Raw genomic sequence first — 19,622 nt, 5'->3', positions numbered from 1 at the left:
TTTCGATTCGCCGGGGGAACTTAGCCCAAGGGTCAGCTGCCGTCCTTGTTCACCGTCGTCATGCCGGGACGCTCGGCGCCCATGCCCGAGAAACCGATCGAGTAACCGCCATCGACAGGCAGGATCGTGCCGGTGACATAGGCGCTCTCGTCGCTGGCGAAGAACAGCGCGGCATTGGCGATGTCCTTGGCGAGGCCCCAGCGGCCCATCGGGATGCCGGCGAGCGTCGGGAAGTCGGCCGGGGGCTCGGCAAACTGCTGCGAGGCGCCGACGAGGCCGGTCCACATCGTGCCCGGGGCGATCGCGTTGATCCGGATGTTCTTGTCCGAATAGTCGAGCGCGGCGGTCTTGGTCAGCTGGTTCACGCCGGCCTTGGCCGCGCCGTAGACCGAGTGGTGCTTCCACCCGACCACGCCCGAAGCCGAGGTCGTGTTCACGATCGAGCCGCCGCCGGTCTTCAGCATCGAGATAATGCCGTACTTCATGCCGAGCCAGGCGCCCTTGATGTTGGTGCCATGAACCTTGTCCCAGATCTCGCTGGTCTGTTCGTGCAGCGCCGCCATCGGCCCGCCGAAGCCGGCGTTGTTGCAGAGGATGTCGAGCCGGCCGAATTCCTTCTCGGCAGTGGCGATCATGTTCTGGACGTCGGCCTCGTTAGAGACGTCGCAGTGAACGGGCACGGCGCGGACGTTGGCGCCGGCGTTGATCTTGGCCGCGACCTCTTCCTGCTTGCCGCTGATGTCGGCGAGCACGAGGTTCGCGCCTTCGGCCGAGAACAGCTCGGCCATGGCCTTGCCCATGCCCGATCCCGCGCCGGTGATGACGGCGATCTTTCCTTCCAGTCTTCCAGCCATGACGTATCCTCTCTAGTGTTCGTGATTAGGCGGTGGTGTCGATCGTCGGGCGAACCGTGATCTCGGAAATGTTCACGTGGCGCGGCATCGCGAGCATGAAGACGATCGTCTCGCCGATCTCCGAAGGCTGCACTGCGCCGTCCTTCGACACGTGCGCCGCGATCGCGTTACGCCAGTTCGGATTGGAAATGCCGCTGGCCACTTCGGTGCTCGTCGCGCCGGGCATCAGATAGGCGACGCGGATGTTCTTGCCGCCAAGCTCCTGCCGCATGGCGTCGGTCATCGAATTGGCCGCGTGCTTGCTGGCGGAGTAGGCGTTGGTCTCGGGCCCGCCCTTGCGCCCCGCGAGCGAGGTGATGTTGATGATGTCGCCGCCGCCCTGCTTCAGCATATGCGGCACCGCCGCCGACCATGAATAGAGCGTGGCGAAGACGTTGATGTCGAAGACGCGGCGGTATTCGGCGATGTCGACGCCCTGGATGCCGCCGGCCTGCATGACGCCGGCGGAATTGATCAGGATATCGATCCGGCCGAACGCGGCGACGGTATCATCGACCGCCTTGACCGCCTCGGCCTCGACCGTCGCGTCGCCGGGGAGAGCCAGAGCCTTGCCGCCGAGCGCTTCGATCTGCGCGACGAGTTCGGCCAGCCGTTCAGCCCGGCGGGCGGACAACGCGACCGTAGCACCGGCCTTGGCCAGCTCCAGCGCGGCGCCTGCGCCGATGCCCGAGGATGCGCCGGTGACGAGCGCGACTTTTCCGGAGAGAGACTGGGACATGATACCTCTGGCTTAGGGCATGGGCGCGACGTCGATCGTCGGCTGGATGAGAATGCGGGTGACGTTGGCGCGGCGCGGCAGCTGGACGACGAGCATGATGGCATCGACGATGTCCGCCACTTCCATCGCGCCGTCCTTGTGCGTGTGCTGGTGGATCGCCTCGCGCCACTTGGGGTCGGTCAGGCTCTCGGCGATCTCGGTAGCGGTAGCGCCCGGCTCGATGATCGAGACGCGGATGCCGGCCTTGCCGCCTTCCTGGCGCATCGCCTCGGTGAAGCCGGTGACGCCGAACTTGCTGGTCGAATAGGCGGCGAAGTCCGCGCCCGACCGCCGGCCGGCGGTCGACGAGATGTTGACGATGTCGCCTGCGCCCTGCGCCTTCATGATCGGGAAGGCGATGCGGCTGGTGTAGATCGTGCCCATCAGGTTGATGTCGATAAGCCGGCGCCACTGCTCGAGCGGCAGCGATTCGACGCCGCCCTGCTCGTTGACGCCCGCCGAATTGATCAGGATGTCGATGCGGCCGAAATGGGCGACGGTATCCTCTACCGACTTGCGCGCCTGCTCCTCGACCGAGACGTCGCCGGGAAGCGCCAGAGCCTTGCCGCCCGCCGCCTCGATCCGGCCGACCAGCGAGTCGAGGCGGTCCTGACGTCGTCCGGAAATGGCGACGAGTGCACCGGCCTCGGCCAGGGCCAGCGCCGCACCTTCGCCGATTCCCGACGATGCGCCGGTGACGAGCGCGACTTTTCCGGTCAGTGACTGCGCCATGCCTCTTCCTCGCCCAGCGCTGGAATGTATCCAATACGCCTCGTGCGACGCTTCCTTGTCGATTGCGCCCGCGCTGTCAATCCTTTTGCTGAACAGGTGTTCAACACGTCCGGCACGGCAACGCCGACGAGCGAATATATCCTATTCAGGCGCCGCGCGGCGCGCAATGGAATCCGACATGCCGGCCGCGTCGGGCGACCGGGCAAAGCGATCATGCAGGCATTGGCCTCAGTCGAAGTCAATCGTCACATGCGGGATATCGCCCTCGATCCGGCCGTGCGGCGTCCGGTAGTCGGTCACCGTCACACCGAGATCGCGGCCGATGTCGAGCGTTTCGCCATTTCCCGAAGGCATCAGGACGCTGCCGGGAAGCTTGACCTGGCCAAGCTCGGCACCATCGGCACTCAGCGTGACCGTCGCCGGGCCGCCCATCTTCTCTACCGCAAAGCGCATGCGCAGTTTGGCCGCGCCCTGCGGCAGCACCTTGTCGGTGGTCAGCCGGCTGATCTCCTTGGGATCGGTCGAGCGTGCCCATACGAAGGCCGGGCGACCCTGGTCGAGATAAAGGCTCCAGCCGCCGAACTTACTGCCGAGCGCGATTACCGCGCCCGAAGCGGCGGCGCTATCGAGCTTGAGCTCCGCCTCGATCGTGAAGCTGCGTGCGATGAGTAGCGGCCCGCCGATCGCCGGCAGAGTCACGTCCTTGCCCCAGAAGTCCCAGTGCTTAGGGCCGGGCCGCATCGATGCCATAGCCCGCGCCGTGCCGAAGCGGTGATCGAGCGGATAGACATTGTTGCGCGTCACTTCCCGTTTCCACAGGTCCAGCATCGACTGGAGCCGCGCAGGCTCCTTCGCGGCGAGATCGGTCGATTGGGAGAAATCCCTAGTGAGATCGTAAAGCGACCACTTGGTCTCGGCCCTGGCACCGCCGGGCGGCAGGCTCTCCCAGGCCAGTCGGCCGTCGTCGCCCGAGAGGAACCAGCCGTCGTGGTAGAGGCCGATCTTGCCGCCGATCTCGAAATACTGCGTGCGCGGCTTGGCGGCGTCGCAGGTGGCAAGGCTGGGCAGTAGGCTCGCTCCGTCCATCGGCTTCTGCGCCACGCCATAGACGCTAGTCGGCGCAGGCAGCTTCGCCGCGTCGAGGATCGTCGGCGCCATGTCGTTGAGGTGTGCGAACTGGCCACAGATCGCGCCCGGATGCGCGACATGGCCCTTCCACGACAGGATCATGCCGTTGCGGATACCGCCCAGGAACGAGGCATATTGCTTGGTCCAGCGCAGCGGCGTGTTCATCGCCCAGGTCCAGCCGGCGGGATAGCTCTCGTAGGTATCGGGGCCGCCGAGCTTGTCGGTATTGGCCTGCATCCAGGCCTCGTCCTCGTCGTGCACGCCCATGCCGCGCAGCTCGTTGATCGTGCCCTTGGGGCCAGCCTCGGCGCTGGCGCCGTTGTCGCCCTCGATGATCGCGACGAGCGTGTTGTCGAGTTCGCCCATCCGTTGGAGCTCGTTCAGCACGCGACCGATCTGCTCATCCTGATAGACGAGCTGTGCCGCGGCAACTTCCATCGTCCGCGCGGCGAAGGCCTTCTGCGCCGGGGTCAGGCTGTCCCAGGCGGGAATCTCGGCGGGGCGCGGCGTGAGCCTGGTGCCCTTGGGGACCACGCCGGCGGCGAGCTGGCGGCGGAAGGTCGCATCGCGCACCGCATCCCAGCCGCCATCGAACTTGCCTTTGAAGCGGGCGATGTATTCGGGCGGTGCCTGGTGCGGGGCGTGGGTCGACCCCGGCGCCATATAGACCAGGAACGGCTTGTCCGGCGCATTGGCCTTCTGGTTGTGGACCCAGCGGATGATGTCGTCGGCCAGCCGCTTGTCGAGCAGGTCGCCCTTTGCATCGTCGTTCTCGACCCGCTGGATGCCGCGATAGAGGATCGGCGAATACTGGTCGCTGTCGCCATAGGGGAAGCCGAAGTAGTATTCGAAACCGATCCCAGTGGGCCAGGCGTCGAATGGTCCTGCCTCGCTGCGTTCATTCGTCGGAACGTTGTGATGCTTGCCGAACATCGCGGTGTTGTAGCCGTTGAGCTTGAGCACCTGCGCGATCGTCGCCGTCTCGGGGCCGATCTTCCCGCCATAGCCGGGGAATGGCGAGGGCACGTCGCTGAGCCAGCCGACCCCGGCGTTGTGATGGTTGCGCCCGGTCAGCAGCGCGGCGCGGCTGGGTGAGCAGATGCCGGTGGTATGGAAGCGGTTGTAGCGCTGGCCCTGGGCGGCGAGCCGCTCGAAGTTGGGCGTCGGCACCGGCCCGCCGAAAGCGCTCGACATGGCGAAGCCGACATCGTCGCTCATCATCAGGAAGACGTTGGGCGCACCCTGCGGGGCCCGCACTGGCGAAGGTGGCGTGCCCTTGGCATCGAGCACGTTTTCCGCAATCGTACCGGTGAACGGCGCGGCAGGGATCGGCAACACCGTACGCGTCTCTTGGGCCTGTGCCTGCACACCGCCCGCGAGCGCCGTCGCTGTCAGCAAGATCTTGAGCCGTCGCATCATCATCGTCCCCCGGGGTTCGGCGGGCAGATAGGGCTCGTGCAAAGATGATGTCCAATGCATATCAAGCTATGATTACATGCCCTACGGTAATGCGATGGACCTGACCCGCCTGCGCCACATCGTCGCCGTCGCGCGCAACCAGAGCTTCTCACGCGCGGCCGAGGAGGAGGGAATTACCCAACCCGCATTGAGCCGCAGCGTCGCCGCTTTCGAGGCGCGCCACGACGTCGTCCTGTTCGACCGCGGCCGCGGCGGCGTCCATCCGACGGCGGCCGGCCTGCTCGTCATCGACCAGGCGAAGAAACTGCTCGCCGCCGCCGGCGACCTCGAGCGCAGCCTCAGGCGCTATCCGGGCGGCCAGGCAGGGCGGATCGCCTTCGGCATAGGCCCGCTTCTGACCGGCCTGTTCCTGCCGCGGCTGACCCGTTCGCTGCTCCAGGCCTATCCCGGACTGCAGATCTTCACCCTAACGCGCGCGCCGGACCAGCTCGTCGCCGAACTGCTGGGCGACCGGATCGAGATGATCCTCGGCAACAACTGGAACCTCGGGCGCATGCCCGGCACAGAACTGGAAAAGATCGGCCGGCTGGAGATCGGGGTGATGGTCCGCGCCGATCATCCGCTGGCCCATGCCGGCCGGGTTACCCTGGACGATCTCGAGAACTACCCCGTCGCCAGTGCGGTCGAGCCGACGCCCGGCAGCAGCATCGGTAATGCCGGCTCGCTCGTCTGCGACAATTTCCACGTCCTGCGCGAGACGGTGCTGCAGACCGATTGCGTCTGGATGTCTTCGCCGGCCTTCCTTCGCGAGGATTTGGGCGCGGGCCGAATGATCCAGCTCGACGTGTCGGACCTGCCGGCCACCTCCAGCGACATCTGCCTGGTGTTCAAACGCGGCCGCACCCGCTCTCCTGCCGCCGTCGCGGCAGCCGAGGAAGTCCGGAAAATGATCGAGGAACTTGCCGCGAGCTAGGCGATCGCCAGTACGCTGCGGTGGATGAAGCGGACGAGATCGGCCTGCCCGCGCGCACCGGTCTTGGCATATATCCGCTTCGAATAGGTCCGCGCCGATTCCACCGTCAGGCCCAGTTCCCCCGCCGCCTCGGCAATCGACATGCCGCGGGTGAGCGCCAGCGCCAGCCGCGCTTCGCTGGGGATCAGGTCGAACATCTGCTCGAGCTGGTCGCAGCGGTCGGCCGAGGACCAGTTGTCGGCATGGACATAGGCGACCAGCGCCGGCGCGGCGCGCGTCGTGCCCGTGCGCAGGTTCGACGGCACCAGCAGCATGTCGAGCCAGGGCTCGCGACTGAGCACGATCGCGCGCGGCCGAGGACTTTCGAAACTCCTGGCGGGTTCCCGCACCAGCGCCTGGATCGCCTGGGTGATCTCGCGGGTAACCGCGGCGTCGCGCGCGACCAGCCGCCCGCCCGGCCCGCGGCGCAGCATGTCCGAAGCTGCGAGCATGCCCGCAGCATGGGCATCGCTGTCGAGAATGCGGCCGCCAGCGTCGAGCGTCAGCCAGCCGAAATTGAGCCGCCGGATCGCCTCGTTGGCGACCGATGCCGTGACCCGCTCGCGCTCCAGCGCGACGTAGTTGGTCAGCGCGGCCCGCCAGAACGGCGCGATGGCCGCAATCAGCGCGTCGTCCTCGGCGGTGAACTCTCCTTCGGCCCGTGACACCGTCAGCCAGGCGCTGACCCCGCCGGCTTCCTCGATCCGCATCATCCGCATGAATTCCATCCCACCCGGCGTCAGCAGTTGCAGGCGGTAGCGGTCGTGCTCGGGATCGCCGAAAGTCAGCAGCTCGTTCAGCGCATAGACGCGGCCCGCTGCAAGATCGTGATAGGGCATCGGATCCTCGCCGCGCAGCTTCTCGCGGAAACGGCGATTCACCTCGTCGGGCCAGGCCTGCCCCGTGTAGAGATGGATCAGCCGGTTGCCCGGCGATCCGTCGGGCAGCGGCCTGAAGACAATGCTGACATAGTCGGCGCTGAGCCGCCGGCGCAGTTGCTCAGTGAAGCCAGACCACAACGGCTCCTGCATGATCCCTTCGATCAGTGGCGCGATCAGGTCGGACAATTCCTCAGCCCTGGAGATCAAGATCCGCCTCCGTATCCCCAAATGGGAATTACTTCCGAATCGCCTCTATCCGACTAAGCTGCGGCAAACAACGCGCGCGAAACGGCGCCGGGGAGAGTCGTCATCATGAAAGTCCAGCCCGCAGCTTTCCTGCGCACCACGCTTCCGCTCGGCATCGACATGGCGGAGAAGTACGATTCCGGCCGCTACCACTCGATCTGGTTGCCCGATCACATGGTCAGCTTCTGGCCCGATCGATCTGGACGCCCGAATTCACCGACCTGGCGCTGACCTCGCCCAGCCCTCACCGGCATCTGGACGGCATGGCGGTTTCGGCCGCGGCGGCGGTGCTGACCAAGAACGTGCCGCTGGCGACCTGCGTGATCGACACCGTGCGCCGCCACCCCTCGCTGCTGGCGCAGTCGGCGCTGACGATCAGCCACCTGTCGAAAGGCCGCTTTATCCTGGGCCTTGGCTCAGGTGAGCTGGAGAATACGGTGCCCTACGGCTTCGACTTCTCGAAGCCCGTCAGCCGGCTCGAGGAGTCGATCAAGGTCATCAAGCTGCTCTGGCACAGCGAGGGCAAGGTCGATTTCGAAGGCGAGTTCTATCACCTCGAACACGCGCGGATGGATACCGAACTCTACGAAGGCAAGGCGCCGCCGATCTGGATGGGCTCGGTCGGTCCGCGCATGCTGGGCATCACCGGACGCGAGGCCGACGGCTGGTGGCCGGCGGGCACCTATACGCCTGAGGACTATGCGACCAAGCTCAAGGTCATCCTCGACGCGGGCGATGCCGTAGGCCGCGACATGTCGCACTTCGTGCCGGCGCTGACCCAGATATGCCTGATCGGCGACGAGGAGGAATGCGCCGAGATGCTGCAGCAGCCGATGGTCAAGTCGATCATCCTGATGCAGACCGCCGAGGACCTGCGCCAGTTCGGCTACAAGCACCCGATGGGCGACACCTGGCGCGGCATCCACGATTTCGATCCCGTGCGCCTGTCGCGCGAGAAGATCATCGAGTTCTGCGACGCGCTCGACACCCAGGCGATCCGCGACATCTTCCCCGTCGGAACGGTCAAGGAGGTCGCGGCCAAGTTCAAGGGCTTCGTCGATGCCGGCATGCGCGTGTTCAAGGTGATGGACTACGGCGGCATGGCCGGCGCCAAGTTCGCCGCCAAGTCGGCGCAGAAGGTGATCGAGGTCGAGGACGAGGTCATGCGACTCTGCGGAGAGACCGCGTGAGCGAGCTGAATGCCCAGGACCTGCTGAACCGCGCCAAGGCCGAGACCGGCCTGTCCGACTGGGGCGACGACAGCTTCGAGACGCGGCTCGGCCTGGCGGTCAACCACATCAACGGCATCCCGATGGACGCGGCCGGCCGCCAGGCTGCGGCCGACAATATCAACTGGCTGCTGACCGACCGGCTGAACTTCTTCAACGACCGCAAGCTCTATCCGCTCGATCAGGAGGTCATCGACCGCCCGATGTTCGCCACGGGCGAGCCGCGCTCGGGCACGACCTTGATGCACGCGCTGATGAGCGTCGATCCCGATGCGCGCGCGCTGCGCTTCTGGGAGGTCATGCATCCCTCGCCCCCCCCTGGCACCGTCACCGGCATCGAGCGGCAGGGCATCGATCCGCGCGAGGCGTTGGCCGACGAGGAATGGCGCGAGATCAACACCAAGATGTGGAAGTGGCTGCACTGCCACCCCTACAACGACATGCTCGGCGACGGCCTGCCCGAAGACGAACGCACCTGGGCCTTCGATTTTCGCGTGATGACGCCGACCGGCTGGTGGCGCGTGCCGATGCAGAACCTCTCGCTGGGCCTGCCGACCGACAGCGCCGCGCAGAACCGCATCCACAATATGATGCTCCAGGCGCTGCAGTATAAGCGGCCCAAGAAGTACTGGGTGCTCAAGGGCTTCCATGGCCATCGCCTGGAGGAATTCTTCGAGACCTATCCCGACGCGACGCTGGTCTGGCTGCACCGCGATCCGGTGCAGGTCGCCGCATCGAGCACGGCGATGATGCGCGACATCATGGAAGGCATCGTCGGCAAGATCGACATGGTCGCCGAGGCGAAGATGCATATGGAACGGATGCGGATGAGCCATCGGAACACAATGTCGAACCCGCTGATCCACGATCCGCGCATCCACCACGTCCGCTACAAGGATTTCGTCGCCGATCCGATCGGCACGATCCGCGGCTACTACGAGTTCGCCGGCCGCGAGCTGACCCCGCAGGCCGAGGCCGCGATGCGCGGCTACCTGGCGAACAACAAGGGCGATCGCCACGGCAAGTTCGAGTATTCGACGCAGACGCTGGTCGACGCCGGCTTCGACATCGACGAACTGAACGAGGAATTTCGAGAATTCCGCGAGCGCTTCGGCGTCGAGATCGAGAAGCGGTGATGCACCCGCGCGTCAACCTCCACCAGGTCGCCTTCGTGCGGGAAAGCACGGCAGCGTTCATCGGGTACTGCCGCGAGATCGGCGTGCCGAACATGACTCTGGTCACACCGTTGCTGATGCAGCCCGGCGGCGTCGAAGAAGCGCAGGCCGCGCTCGCTGCAGGCGGCCCGCGCGCCGCAGTCGTCAATCATCCGATTGCCATGGGATCCAGTCTCGACCGCGTCGGCGACGAGGAATCCGAAAAGCTTCTCAAGGCGATCGACATCGCCGCGACGCTGGGCGCGCCGGTGATCTATCTGGTGAGCGGCGGGCGCGGATCGCTGTTGTGGGAAGCGGCGGCGGAGCGCTTTGCCGAATTGGTCGCGCCATGCCTGCCCGCAGCGAGCGAGAAGGGCGTGCTGCTGACGGTCGAAAGCGCTTCGCCGCTCAACGCCGATATGCACATCGCGCACACTCTGGACGACACGGTCCGGCTCGCGGAGATCGCCGGGATCGGCGTCTGCATCGAGCTGAATGCCTGCTGGTACGAAGCGGACCTCAAGGAGAAGTTCCGCCGTGCCATGCCGCTCACCGGGCTCGTCCAGGTATGCGACTATGTGCTGGGTGACCGTTTCACGCCCAACCGCGCCGTGGTGGGCGACGGCGTCGTTCCGATCGAATGGCTGCTCGGGACCATCCTCGAACTCGGCTACACAGGCGTGTTCGACCTCGAACTGATCGGGCCGCGGATCGAGCAGGAAGGCCCGCGCGCGGCCTCGAAGCGGGCGGCCGAAAACCTCTCGGAAATTCTCACAAAACTCGGAGCCTGATCATGGCATATGGCGACGGACGTGACGACGAAACCCTGCGCGCCGGCTGGCACGCCTTCTGCGACGCGCTTAAAACCGCGGGCGACGGTGCCTTCAAGGAGGCCAATCCCGCCCATCCGCTGCTGCGCGCCGATGCCTTCCGCTTCCTGACGCAGAACCTGGGCCAGGCTTTCCCGCTCGCGCTGGAGACCAAGGACCCAGCCTATCCGCAGATCCACTACTTCACCCACCCCTACATGAAGCTCGGCGGTGACGTTTCGGACTTCACTTATCGCCAAGCCTGGATCAGCGGCGAGCACGCCTACAAGATCACCGGCAAGAAGGGCACGGCACGCTGGTTCAACCTGACCGTGCAGGGGCCCAAGCCGGCCAAGATCCCCGGCACCGATTTCGCGCCGCTGCACGAGCCCTTCGGCGACATTCCCGAAAGCAACATCTTCGGCCACCAGATCAAAACCGATGCCAAGGGCAATTTCGAGCTCTACATCGGCGGGCCCGAACGGCCGGAGAACTGGGTGCCGACCACGCCCGGCAGCCGCAAGCTGTTCATCCGCGAGGCCTTTGACCAGTGGTTCGAGACGCCGACCACGCTCTCGATCGAACGCATCGGCATGGATGCGCCCAGGCCGATGCCCACGCCGCAGCGGATGATCGAGGCGTTCCAGTGGGCAGGCGATTTCGTTTCCGGCATCATGCGCGACTGGCCCGAGCATAGCTGGATGACTTCGGGCGGGGTCTGCGATCCGGGCCAGCTCAACGTCTTCCCCGCCGACAAGAACGCCAACGACGCCTCCGACGCCAAGCGCGGGCGGATGGCGGCAAACATGATCTGGTCGTTGAAGCCCGACGAGGCGCTGATCGTCGAGATGGACATGCACGACGGCTTCTGGCTGTTCGGCATGAACGCGGTCTTCGTCGAGTCGATGGATTACATGTATCGCTCGACCAGCTTCTCGCCGGCGCGGACCAAGGTAGACAGCGATAACGTCGTCCGTTTCGTAATCGCCCATGACGATCCGGGCGTGCACAACTGGCTGGATACGCAGGGCTTTTCCGACGGCAACCTCGGCTATCGCAACCTGATGAGCCAGAACCCGGCGACCTTCCGAACTCGACTGGTCAAACGCGCTGAGGTGCTGGCGGCGCTGCCCCAGGGTACCGCCGTGGTCACGCCGCAAGAGCGCGCCCGGCAATTGCAGGATCGCTACCACTCGATCAAGCTGCGCTTCGGAATCTGATCCTCCCCGGAACCGGGAGGAGTGGGAGAGGTGGATGACCGATATCACCGGCAAAGCGGCCGTCGTCACGGGCGGCGGGACGGGCATCGGCATGGGGCTGGCCAAGGAACTCGCCCGCCGAGGCGTGAAAGTCGTCATCGCCGACATCATGATCGACAATGCCCGCCGCACCGCGGCCGAGATCGTCGCTGCAGGCGGCCAGGCCATCGCGATCGCCTGCGATGTCTGCGAGCGCGGCGCGATCCAGGCGATGCGCACCGAGGCCGAGGCCGCCTTCGGGCCGATCCAGCTTCTGTTCGCCAATGCCGGCGCGACATGCTTCGACCGCCTGGAAGACATGACCGACGACAGCGTCGACTGGATCGTCCAGGTCAACATGATGGGCGTGCTCAACACTGTCCGCGCCTTCCTGCCGGGCATGATCGCCGCGGGCGGCGGCCACATCGTCGCGACGTCCTCGGTCGCCGGACTGATGCCGGGATCGATCCCCGTGCACTGCGTCTATGCTGGCGCGAAGATGGGCATCATCGGGCTGATGACGAACCTGGCGATGGAAGTGGAACGCCACGGCATCCGCATCACCACCTACTGTCCCGGCGGGGTTTCCACCGGCATGGGGACACGCAATTCGTCCTACCGCCCGGCACGCTTCGGTGGGCCCAGCGACGCGCCGCTGCAGGTTCCCGAGGAATCGTTCCAGGACAACCACGTTCCGTTCTATTCGCCCGAAAGCGTCGCGCCGATCGTGCTCGAAGCCGTGCGCCGCAACCGCCCCTTCGTCTTCGACCACGCCGAGCAGCGCGAGACCTTCCGCGAGACCTATTCGCGCATCATCGAGGCCTGCTTCGACGACATCGAGGCCTGGGAAGCCGAGCACGGCACGCCCGAAGTGGTCGGCGCCGCGGGCTGAATCCGCATCGACCTTCCCGGCCTGCGCAGGCATAGTCCGACCATGCCGATCGCGCTGATCACCCACGAGGCCTGCCTCGATCACGACACCGGCGAGGGCCACCCCGAACGGCCCGACCGCCTGCGCGCGGTGCAGGCCGCACTGGCCGAGGCACACTTCCCCGACCTGCTGCGCGAACAGGCGCCGAAAGCCTCGGCCGAACAGCTCGCCCGCGTCCATGACGCCGACTACGTGCGCGAATTGCTGGCCACGCAAGTGCCCGAAGGCACGCTCGCCGCGCTCGACGCCGATACGATCATTTCGCCCGGCTCGATCGAGGCCGCATTGCGCGCCGCTGGTGCCGCGATCCGTGCCGTCGACATGGTCATGCAGGGAGAAGCCGAAGCCGCCTTCGCCGCGGTGCGTCCGCCCGGCCATCACGCCCGCCCGGCCACCGCGATGGGCTTCTGCCTGTTCAACAACGTCGCCGTCGCCGCGCACCACGCGCGCGACCGCTGGGGGCTGACCCGCATCGCCGTCGCCGATTTCGACGTCCACCACGGCAACGGCACGCAGGAAGAGTTCTGGAGCGATCCGAACCTGTTCTTCGCCTCGAGCCACCAGAGCCCATGCTATCCGGGCACCGGCAGTGCGCGCGAGCAGGGAACCGCGCACAACGTCGCCAATGCCCCGCTCGCACCCGGCAGCGGCAGCGCCGAGTTCCAGCGGGCATGGAAAGACGTGCTACTGCCCGCGCTCGACGCTTTCGCGCCAGAGCTTGTCATCGTCTCGGCCGGCTTCGACGCGCACCGCCGCGACCCGCTGGCCCAAATGATGCTCGAGACCGAGGACTATGCCTGGATCACGCGCGAACTGGTCGCGCTCGCTGGGCGCCACGCGCAGGGCAGGATCGTCTCGCTGCTCGAAGGCGGGTACGATCTCGAAGCTCTGGCCGAGTCCGCCGCCGCCCATGTAGACGCGCTGCGTTAGAGCCCGAACTCCAGACCTTCGAGCGCCAGCAGCCGCTGCTTAGCCTCCAGCCCGCCGGCAAAGCCTGTGAGCGAGCCATTGGTGCCGACAACGCGGTGGCACGGCGCAACGATCGAGATGGGGTTCTTGCCGTTGGCCGCGCCGACAGCCCGGCTTGCGGTGGGCTGGCCGAGCGCCCGCGCGATCTCGCCGTAGCTGCGCGTCTCGCCGAACGGGATCGCCAGCAGCTGCGCCCAGACGCGCTTCTGAAAATAGGTGCCATGGAAATCGAGCGGCAGGTCGAATGCGGAGCGCTTGCCGGCGAAATACTCATCGAGCTGACGTGCTGTCTCGACCAGCACCGGATGGGCCGGTTGTTCGGTCCTGTCGGCCAGCCGAACGCGGTCCGGATCATCGTTCTCCCAAAGGATCGCGGTCAGCCCCTTGTCGCTCGCCACCAAGGTCAACTCACCCACCGGCGAAGGCATGGTCTTAAAAGCATAGGTCATCGTCTGTCTCCTATCATGCCAGGCCTATGCGAGGAATTGGCCGCGCCCGCTTCCCGGGGATTGCGGTCAATGCGATAGTGGCTGCGACAAGCCCGGGAAGGACGCCGCGATGAAGCTCGACCTCACTTTCGACGAGATCCTCACCACCACCCGCGCCGTGCGCAAGCGGCTCGACACGACGCGGGCCGTTCCACGCTCGGTGATCGAGGAATGCCTGGAACTCGCGCTCCAGGCACCCAACGGCAGTAATCGTAACGACTGGCGTTGGATCGTCGTCGACGACCCGGCAATGGTCCGCAAGCTCGCGGACGAATACCGCGCAGCGATGGGTGTGCTGAGCAGCGGCGCGGTACCCAGCGTCCGCTACCTTTCCGGCAGCGATCCGCGCGAGGACAAGCTGCTCGAATCCGCTTTCGCCCTGGTCGAGAAGCTCGACACGATGCCCGCGATCCTGATCCCGCTGATGCCGGGCCGTGTCGAGGGCAAGAGCGTGGTCGACCAGGCATCGATGTGGGGCTCGATCGTCCAGGCTGTCTGGAGCTTCATGCTGGCGCTACGCTCGCGCGGGCTCGGCTCGATCTGGGCGACGGTCACCAGCCGGCGCGAGAAGGAGATTGCCGAACTCCTCGGCATTCCGTTAGACGAGTATACCCAGGTCGGCTTCTTCCCCGTCGCCTATACGATAGGCACCGATTTCAAGAGGGCTTGGCGCAAGCCGGTTTCGGAAGTGCTGACTTACAACGGGTTTTGACGAGACCCGCGATTCCCCGCTAACGGGCACGAATCGTATACATTATCTTGAGAGGATTCCTGGCCATGCCCAGCAAGATGCACGAGCGCATCGTCGACCTGCTCCAGGCCGAAGGCGTCGATACGGTGTTCGGCATTCCCGATCCCAGCTTCTTCGCGATGTTCCTCGAAGCCGAAAAGCGCGGCATGACGCTGGTGGCGCCGCACCACGAACAGGCCGGCGCGCTGATGGCCGACGGCTATTACCGGATGACCGGCAAGCCCGCGGTGATGGGCATCAACAAAGGCCCCGGCGTCGCGAACATCGCCGCGGGCGCGGCCTATCTCGCCAAGGAGAACGTGCCCGCCGTGTTCATCATGGCGCAGCGCCAGCGCTTCTACGAACAGCGCGTCCGCCGCGGCAAGATGCAGCACATGCCACAGCCCGCGCTGTTCGAAGGTGCGATGAAGTGGATCGGCACGATCGAATATCCCGAGCAGACCGACGAGATCTTCCACGAGGCGTTCCGCCGCGCACTGTCGGGCGTGCCCGGCCCGACCATGGTCGAGTTGCCGCTGTCGGTCATGGCCGCGACATTCGACCTGCCGCCCGCGCCGCCGCCGCACCGCTATCGTCTGGTCAACCAGGAGGCCGGCACCACCGCGCTGGCCGAGGCCGTCCGGCTGCTGACCGAGGCCGAGCAGCCGATCATGCTCGTCGGCCAGGGCGCCTTCGCCTCGCGCGCGCATGCCGATCTGATTGCACTGGGCAAGAAGCTCGCCTGCCCGATCGTATCCACGACGGCGGTCGATGCCGTGCTCGAAGGCATGGACGGCGTGAGCTTCCCCTACGGTTCCGACGCGGCGGCCGAGGCCGTGGCACGAGCCGACGTGGTGCTGGCGGTAGGCACCGAGATCGGCGAGGCCATGCATTACGGCCGGGGGCGCCACTGGGCCAAAGGCAAGGCCGACCGCAAGTGGATCTACATCGAGCGCGATCCCACCGCGATCGGCGTCAACCGCCCGATCGACGTGCCGCTGGTCGGCGATCTCAAGGCGGTGCTGCCGCAGTTGACCGGAGCGCTCGGCAACCTGCAGCGCACCGCGCCGGCCGAAATGGCAGGCTGGGCCGAGAGCCATGCAGTGCAGAAGCGCGCGCTGGTGGAATCGATCCCTGCGGGCGAGCCGATCCATCCCGGCCGCCTCTCGATCGAAGCCACGAAGATGCTGCCCAAGGACGCCGTGATCGTCCGCGACGGCGGCGCTTCGGCAATGTGGTTCAACGCGCTGCTGCAGATCACCCCGCGCGATGCCATGTGGAATTCGAACTATGGTGCGATCGGGCCGGGCCTTCCCTATGCGGTCGGCGCACAGATCGCCGTCGGCCCCGAGCGCCGCGTCGTACTGCTGACCGGCGACAGCTCGGTGCTGTTCCATATCGCAGAGATCGAGACCGCGGTACGCAAGAACCTGCCGCTGCTGGTGGTGGTCGCGGTCGACCATGCCTGGGGTATCGAAGTCGCCTCGTACAAGGCGAACTACGGCAACGACACTTCCACGCCCGAGGCCAAGTGGAACCACCACGTCCGCCTCGATAAGACCGCCGAGAGCCTTGGCGCGCATGGCGAATATGTCGACAAGGTCGCCGACATCGGCCCGGCGGTCGCGCGTGCGCTCGCTTCGGGCAAACCCGCACTGGTCCATGTCGAGGTGGATGCTTCGGCCAACCAGAGCTTTGCCGGCCTGCCCGGCTTCGCAGAATTCCGCACCTGGTACGGCGAGGACGGCGATTTCCTAGGCGTTCCCGGTGCGAGCAGCGCGCCGGCGGCCAAGGCCGACAGCGCGCCGATGGAGCAAGGCAGCGGATACTGACCTATAAGAAATAAAGGGTCCGCCATCAGCCAGGCTTATGGATTGCTTCCCGGCAAACCCGGCTGATGGCGGTCGGCGTGGGCCCGGGGTCAGGGGTCACTGCGCCGTGGCAAAATTGGCGGGGGCATTGCGGGCAGCAGCAGCGAGGATCGACTGGCGCGCCGGTGCGATCTCCGCATGCTTGGCCGCGCGGCACAGTGCGATCACGCGCTTCAGCGAGAGTTCGACCACGCCGTTATCGCTCGGACAGACGGCTTCCACCGCACGCGTCAGGCGGCGGTCGAGGGTCTGGATATCACCCTGGTTCGACAGGTCGAGATCACCGTAATAGACACGGACCTTTGTCGTATCCGCTTCCGCCGCCATCCCGGGAACCGAGGCAAGGACTGCTGCCGCAAGCGCGGCCGCCTGCAATATTTTCTTCAACATGGCATTTCCCCTTCGCTTGTTCGATGCCGGCCAAGCGCAGATCGCCGCCGGCTGATGGCGAACGAATTAGCTGCCGGCCTCGACAGCGGATATGATCGAACTGACGGAACATTTGATCGAACGAACGGCATTTTCACCGTCATGCCGTGAACCCGTTGGTATGATGGAACGCCCCCCGGCTCCAACAAAAGCATGGACGAAACATACAAGCTTGGCTTATGACAGGGCCATGCCGCAGCTCCCGCCCCTCGCCGCCGTCCGCGTTTTCGAAGCCGCCGCCCGGCACGAGAACTACAGCCGCGCCGCCGAGGAATTGGCGCTGACCCAGGCCGGGGTTTCCTATCAGATCAAGCTATTGGAAGAGAGGCTCGGCGCGCAGTTGTTCATGCGCAAGGGCCGCGGCATGGCGCTGACCCCGCTGGGCAAGCGCATCGCGCCGCGCGTGACCGAGGCCTTCGGCATTCTCGGCGAGGCCTTCGCCGCAGCGCAGACTGAAAACGAAGCCGTGCTGAGCATCACCTGCTCGCGCACTTTCGCGGCCAACTGGCTGGCCGGGCGGATCGGCTCGTTCAACCTGCAGCGCCCCAATCTCGCGGTGCGGTTCCACGTCTCGGACGAGCTCGTCGATCTGTCCGCCGGCGAAGTCGATGTCGGCATCCGCGGCATCACCACGCCGACGCCGGGCTTCGTCTCGCATTTCCTGATGAACCAGACCTTCACGGTCATGGCGAGCCCGGCTTTCCTCGAAAAGCATCCGCTGAAGGAGCCGGCCGATCTGCTGAAGGTCCAGCGCCTGTCCGCAAGCGACGAATGGTGGGACCTGTGGTTCACCTCGGTCGGCCTGCCCGGCTACGATCCCCATCGCGATCCGGGACTGCGTTTCGATTCACAAGTGCTCGACGGCAATGCCGCGATCGCCGGACACGGCGCGGCCGTGCTCTTTCCCGTGATGTTCCCGGAAGCAATCAAGGCGGGCCTGCTGGTCGCGCCGTTCGATCACTACACGACCGATCCGCGCGGCTTCTACCTCGTCTATCCCGAACAGAAGCGGAACCTCGCCAAGGTCCGCGCCTTCCGCGACTGGCTGCTCGAAGAGGTGCGCGTGGCGGCGGACGACGATCCGCTGGGCATCCTGATCCAGCCCGAAGCGGCCCGGCTTGCCAAGATTTAAGGTGACGCGCGCGGCACCGCCCGGCAAGGCTGGTCTGATCCCATGAGCCAGGCATACCCCCAACCCGGCCAGCGCCGCCTGATCGTGATCTTTTCGATGGCCTCGGCGATCATGAACCAGATCGACACGACGATCGCCAATGTCGCGCTGCCGCACATGCAGGGCACGACCTCGGCCTCGCGCGAGCAGATCGCCTGGGTACTGACCTCCTATATCATCGCGCTGGCCATCGCGACGCCGCTGACCGGCTGGCTCGCGGGGCGCTTCGGCCGCCGCCGGCTGATGCTCTGGTCGATCGTCGGCTTCACCGCCGCCTCGCTGCTTTGCGGCATCGCCAGCAATCTCGACGAACTCGTGCTGTTCCGCCTGCTCCAGGGCGCCGCGGGATCGGCGCTGGTGCCGATGAGCCAGGCGACCCTGCTCGACATCCATCCGCCCGAGGAACACGGCAAGGCCATGGCGGTGTTCGGCCTCGCCGCGATCATGGGCCCGCTGGCCGGGCCAGTGCTCGGCGGCTGGCTGACCGAGAACTTCTCGTGGCACTGGGTCTTCCTGATCAACCTGCCGATCGGCCTGTTCGCCTTCATCGGCCTGTCGGCGGTGATGCCCGACGCGCACGATGAAGAAAAACGCCGCTTCGATCTGCTGGGCTTCGCGCTGCTGGCGGTCGCGATCGGCTCGTTCCAGCTGATGATGGACCGCGGCCAGTTGCAGGACTGGTTCCAGTCGACCGAGATCTGGATCGAAGCGACGATCTCCGGCCTCGCGCTGTTCCTGTTCATCGTCCACGTGCTGACCGCCGAGCATCCGTTCATCCGCCTCGCAATCTTCGCCGACCGCAATTACGTGATCTCGACGCTGATCGGCTTTTTCCTGGGCATCATGATCTACGGCGTGCTGTCGCTGCTGCCGCCGATGCTCTCGGCGCTCTATGGCTATCCGATCATCACCATCGGCCTCGTCAGCGCACCGCGCGGGCTCGGCACCTTCGTCGCGACACTGGTGATGGGCCGGATCATCAACCGGATCGACGCGCGGATGCTGGTCTTCGTCGGCCTGATAGTCTCGTCGCTGTCGGCCTTGCTACTTTCGCGCATGTCGCTCGATGCCGACGAGTGGCTGGTGATCGCCTCCGGGGTAATCAACGGCATGGGATCGAGCATGATCTTCGTGCCGCTGGCGGCCATCGCCTTCACCACGCTGCCGCGGCAACTGCGCAACGAGGGCGCGGCATTCGGCACGCTGACGCGCTACCTGGGTTCGGCGGTGGGCATCTCGGTGCTGCAGACGCTGACCTACCGCAACGAGGCGATCGTCCAGTCGCGGCTGACCGAGGGCGTGCGGCCCGACAATCCAGCGGTGAGCCTGGGCCTGCCCAACGCAGATTTCAGCCTGCCCGACACGCTGGGCGCGCTGAGCGGCGAGATCGTCCGGCAGGCAACGATGGTGTCCTATGTCGATGCCTTCTGGATGCTGTTTCTGGTCGGCGCGCTCGCTTCGCCGCTCGCCTTTTTGATGCAGACGAAGAAGGCGAAGGCCTAGCCTGCCCATTG

General features: G+C 65.9%; 19 protein-coding genes. 12 read left to right on the top strand and 7 right to left on the bottom strand.

Going from position 1 to position 19,622, the window contains the following annotated elements; genetic code table 11:
• Positions 1 to 32: 32 nt before the first annotated feature.
• The 4 genes from KRR38_RS23965 to KRR38_RS23950 all read right to left on the bottom strand — a co-directional run bounded on the left by KRR38_RS23965 (position 33) and on the right by KRR38_RS23950 (position 4,992).
• A complete protein-coding gene (locus KRR38_RS23965) occupies positions 33 to 854 on the bottom strand; it encodes an SDR family NAD(P)-dependent oxidoreductase (protein ID WP_217405969.1) in 822 nt (273 codons plus the stop codon).
• A 25-nt stretch (positions 855 to 879) separates the two neighbouring features.
• Positions 880 to 1,632 (bottom strand): SDR family oxidoreductase, encoded by a 753-nt coding sequence (locus KRR38_RS23960; protein ID WP_217405968.1) that lies wholly within the window; start codon positions 1,630 to 1,632, stop codon positions 880 to 882.
• A gap of 12 nt (positions 1,633 to 1,644) precedes the next feature.
• Positions 1,645 to 2,403, bottom strand: a complete 759-nt coding sequence (locus KRR38_RS23955; protein WP_217405967.1) for an SDR family oxidoreductase — start codon at positions 2,401 to 2,403, stop codon at positions 1,645 to 1,647.
• A gap of 228 nt (positions 2,404 to 2,631) precedes the next feature.
• On the bottom strand, positions 2,632 to 4,992 hold the full coding sequence (locus KRR38_RS23950; RefSeq protein ID WP_254514954.1) for an arylsulfatase: 2,361 nt from the start codon (positions 4,990 to 4,992) through the stop codon (positions 2,632 to 2,634).
• A gap of 34 nt (positions 4,993 to 5,026) precedes the next feature.
• On the opposite strand from KRR38_RS23950, the gene KRR38_RS23945 reads away from it, so the two are divergent.
• Positions 5,027 to 5,923 carry a LysR family transcriptional regulator gene (locus tag KRR38_RS23945; protein ID WP_217405966.1) on the top strand — a complete coding sequence of 299 codons (897 nt, stop codon included), beginning with the start codon at positions 5,027 to 5,029 and terminating at the stop codon, positions 5,921 to 5,923.
• Here the strand turns inward: KRR38_RS23945 and KRR38_RS23940 are convergent.
• Positions 5,920 to 7,050, bottom strand: coding sequence for a helix-turn-helix transcriptional regulator (locus tag KRR38_RS23940; RefSeq protein WP_254514953.1), 1,131 nt, complete (start codon positions 7,048 to 7,050; stop codon positions 5,920 to 5,922). The genes KRR38_RS23945 and KRR38_RS23940 overlap by 4 nt on opposite strands.
• Positions 7,051 to 7,155: 105 nt before the next feature.
• Between KRR38_RS23940 and KRR38_RS23935 the strand changes: the two genes are divergently transcribed.
• The 7 genes from KRR38_RS23935 to KRR38_RS23905 are packed head-to-tail and all read left to right on the top strand — an operon-like array spanning position 7,156 to position 13,380.
• Positions 7,156 to 7,320 carry a hypothetical protein gene (locus KRR38_RS23935; RefSeq protein ID WP_217405965.1) on the top strand — a complete coding sequence of 55 codons (165 nt, stop codon included), beginning with the start codon at positions 7,156 to 7,158 and terminating at the stop codon, positions 7,318 to 7,320.
• A gap of 32 nt (positions 7,321 to 7,352) precedes the next feature.
• Positions 7,353 to 8,279, top strand: a complete 927-nt coding sequence (locus KRR38_RS23930) for an LLM class flavin-dependent oxidoreductase (RefSeq protein ID WP_217405964.1) — start codon at positions 7,353 to 7,355, stop codon at positions 8,277 to 8,279.
• Positions 8,276 to 9,454, top strand: a complete 1,179-nt coding sequence (locus KRR38_RS23925; protein ID WP_217405963.1) for a sulfotransferase — start codon at positions 8,276 to 8,278, stop codon at positions 9,452 to 9,454. The genes KRR38_RS23930 and KRR38_RS23925 overlap by 4 nt, the downstream gene beginning before the upstream one ends.
• On the top strand, positions 9,454 to 10,263 hold the full coding sequence (locus KRR38_RS23920; RefSeq protein ID WP_217405962.1) for a sugar phosphate isomerase/epimerase: 810 nt from the start codon (positions 9,454 to 9,456) through the stop codon (positions 10,261 to 10,263). The genes KRR38_RS23925 and KRR38_RS23920 overlap by 1 nt, the downstream gene beginning before the upstream one ends.
• Positions 10,264 to 10,265: 2 nt before the next feature.
• Positions 10,266 to 11,501 (top strand): hypothetical protein, encoded by a 1,236-nt coding sequence (locus tag KRR38_RS23915; RefSeq protein WP_217405961.1) that lies wholly within the window; start codon positions 10,266 to 10,268, stop codon positions 11,499 to 11,501.
• Between the two features lie 34 nt (positions 11,502 to 11,535).
• Complete coding sequence (locus KRR38_RS23910; protein ID WP_217405960.1) at positions 11,536 to 12,411, top strand: SDR family oxidoreductase; 876 nt, start codon at positions 11,536 to 11,538, stop codon at positions 12,409 to 12,411.
• A 42-nt stretch (positions 12,412 to 12,453) separates the two neighbouring features.
• Complete coding sequence (locus KRR38_RS23905; RefSeq protein WP_217405959.1) at positions 12,454 to 13,380, top strand: histone deacetylase family protein; 927 nt, start codon at positions 12,454 to 12,456, stop codon at positions 13,378 to 13,380.
• Here KRR38_RS23905 and KRR38_RS23900 read toward each other — a convergent pair.
• Complete coding sequence (locus tag KRR38_RS23900) at positions 13,377 to 13,868, bottom strand: methylated-DNA--[protein]-cysteine S-methyltransferase (RefSeq protein WP_217405958.1); 492 nt, start codon at positions 13,866 to 13,868, stop codon at positions 13,377 to 13,379. The genes KRR38_RS23905 and KRR38_RS23900 overlap by 4 nt on opposite strands.
• A gap of 109 nt (positions 13,869 to 13,977) precedes the next feature.
• Between KRR38_RS23900 and KRR38_RS23895 the strand changes: the two genes are divergently transcribed.
• Together KRR38_RS23895 and KRR38_RS23890 are read left to right on the top strand one after the other, a co-directional pair.
• Complete coding sequence (locus KRR38_RS23895) at positions 13,978 to 14,619, top strand: nitroreductase family protein (RefSeq protein ID WP_217405957.1); 642 nt, start codon at positions 13,978 to 13,980, stop codon at positions 14,617 to 14,619.
• Between the two features lie 65 nt (positions 14,620 to 14,684).
• Positions 14,685 to 16,469 carry a thiamine pyrophosphate-binding protein gene (locus tag KRR38_RS23890; RefSeq protein WP_217405956.1) on the top strand — a complete coding sequence of 595 codons (1,785 nt, stop codon included), beginning with the start codon at positions 14,685 to 14,687 and terminating at the stop codon, positions 16,467 to 16,469.
• A gap of 96 nt (positions 16,470 to 16,565) precedes the next feature.
• Here the strand turns inward: KRR38_RS23890 and KRR38_RS23885 are convergent, their stop codons facing one another.
• On the bottom strand, positions 16,566 to 16,898 hold the full coding sequence (locus tag KRR38_RS23885) for a UrcA family protein (protein ID WP_217405955.1): 333 nt from the start codon (positions 16,896 to 16,898) through the stop codon (positions 16,566 to 16,568).
• Between the two features lie 229 nt (positions 16,899 to 17,127).
• On the opposite strand from KRR38_RS23885, the gene KRR38_RS23880 reads away from it, so the two are divergent.
• Positions 17,128 to 18,069: a LysR substrate-binding domain-containing protein gene (locus tag KRR38_RS23880; protein ID WP_217405954.1), complete on the top strand. Its 942-nt coding sequence runs from the start codon at positions 17,128 to 17,130 to the stop codon at positions 18,067 to 18,069.
• Between the two features lie 42 nt (positions 18,070 to 18,111).
• Positions 18,112 to 19,611: a DHA2 family efflux MFS transporter permease subunit gene (locus KRR38_RS23875; protein ID WP_217405953.1), complete on the top strand. Its 1,500-nt coding sequence runs from the start codon at positions 18,112 to 18,114 to the stop codon at positions 19,609 to 19,611.
• Positions 19,612 to 19,622: the final 11 nt, after the last annotated feature.

It is taken from the genome of Novosphingobium sp. G106, assembly GCF_019075875.1.
Lineage (GTDB): Bacteria > Pseudomonadota > Alphaproteobacteria > Sphingomonadales > Sphingomonadaceae > Novosphingobium.
The sequence above is the reverse complement of the archived record's forward strand: the minus strand, read 5'-3'. Positions and strand labels throughout refer to the sequence as shown.

Coding starts and splice junctions, on each gene's coding strand:
- KRR38_RS23965 (WP_217405969.1), bottom strand. CDS start 854: ATGGCTGGAAGACTGGAAGGAAAGATCGCCGTCATCACCGGCGCGGGA.
- KRR38_RS23960 (WP_217405968.1), bottom strand. CDS start 1,632: ATGTCCCAGTCTCTCTCCGGAAAAGTCGCGCTCGTCACCGGCGCATCC.
- KRR38_RS23955 (WP_217405967.1), bottom strand. CDS start 2,403: ATGGCGCAGTCACTGACCGGAAAAGTCGCGCTCGTCACCGGCGCATCG.
- KRR38_RS23945 (WP_217405966.1), top strand. CDS start 5,027: ATGCCCTACGGTAATGCGATGGACCTGACCCGCCTGCGCCACATCGTC.
- KRR38_RS23935 (WP_217405965.1), top strand. CDS start 7,156: ATGAAAGTCCAGCCCGCAGCTTTCCTGCGCACCACGCTTCCGCTCGGC.
- KRR38_RS23930 (WP_217405964.1), top strand. CDS start 7,353: ATGGCGGTTTCGGCCGCGGCGGCGGTGCTGACCAAGAACGTGCCGCTG.
- KRR38_RS23920 (WP_217405962.1), top strand. CDS start 9,454: ATGCACCCGCGCGTCAACCTCCACCAGGTCGCCTTCGTGCGGGAAAGC.
- KRR38_RS23915 (WP_217405961.1), top strand. CDS start 10,266: ATGGCATATGGCGACGGACGTGACGACGAAACCCTGCGCGCCGGCTGG.
- KRR38_RS23910 (WP_217405960.1), top strand. CDS start 11,536: ATGACCGATATCACCGGCAAAGCGGCCGTCGTCACGGGCGGCGGGACG.
- KRR38_RS23905 (WP_217405959.1), top strand. CDS start 12,454: ATGCCGATCGCGCTGATCACCCACGAGGCCTGCCTCGATCACGACACC.
- KRR38_RS23900 (WP_217405958.1), bottom strand. CDS start 13,868: ATGACCTATGCTTTTAAGACCATGCCTTCGCCGGTGGGTGAGTTGACC.
- KRR38_RS23895 (WP_217405957.1), top strand. CDS start 13,978: ATGAAGCTCGACCTCACTTTCGACGAGATCCTCACCACCACCCGCGCC.
- KRR38_RS23890 (WP_217405956.1), top strand. CDS start 14,685: ATGCCCAGCAAGATGCACGAGCGCATCGTCGACCTGCTCCAGGCCGAA.
- KRR38_RS23885 (WP_217405955.1), bottom strand. CDS start 16,898: ATGTTGAAGAAAATATTGCAGGCGGCCGCGCTTGCGGCAGCAGTCCTT.
- KRR38_RS23880 (WP_217405954.1), top strand. CDS start 17,128: ATGCCGCAGCTCCCGCCCCTCGCCGCCGTCCGCGTTTTCGAAGCCGCC.
- KRR38_RS23875 (WP_217405953.1), top strand. CDS start 18,112: ATGAGCCAGGCATACCCCCAACCCGGCCAGCGCCGCCTGATCGTGATC.